We start from the raw sequence: 389 nt of genomic DNA, 5'->3' as shown, positions 1-389 counted from the left end.
TAAACGAGCTTGCCGCTACCCTTGGACCGATGGTTGTAGGTTGAAGGGGAGCCCTGGGTCACGCGCAGATCGACCACGCGAAAGATGGGCTCAACCATGTAGGCTGAGCCCGTGGCGCGCTGGCAGAAATGACAGTGGCAGGTTGTGACCCGGAGCGGATCAGCCAGCGTTTTATAACGCACGACACCGCAGAGGCATCCGCCTTCGTGAACGCTCATACCGGCCTCCCTGTTGGACAGGCTGCAACGCCCAAGTTTGCGCAACAATGGTAGCCAGCGGTGGTAGGAAAAGCACCGGAAACCTACGCTGGCCTTCACAGGGCGGGATCGCCTGTCCCGGTTTCCCCGAAATCTAGTATCTGGACGCCTCCAGAAACCCCCTCGTCATGA

1 protein-coding gene is annotated in these 389 nt (G+C 59.6%); it reads right to left on the bottom strand.

Annotated elements, in window-relative coordinates; genetic code table 11:
• Nucleotides 1–218, bottom strand: a 218-nt coding sequence (locus SxD43FB_RS24325; RefSeq protein WP_176482936.1) for a GFA family protein, incomplete at its 3' end; no start/stop codon positions are given.
• Nucleotides 219–389 lie beyond the last annotated feature (171 nt).

Origin of the sequence: Sphingobium sp. D43FB (assembly GCF_002312805.1) — a bacterium.
Taxonomy (GTDB): Bacteria; Pseudomonadota; Alphaproteobacteria; order Sphingomonadales; family Sphingomonadaceae; genus Sphingobium.
This window is presented reverse-complemented; position numbering and strand designations above follow the sequence as displayed.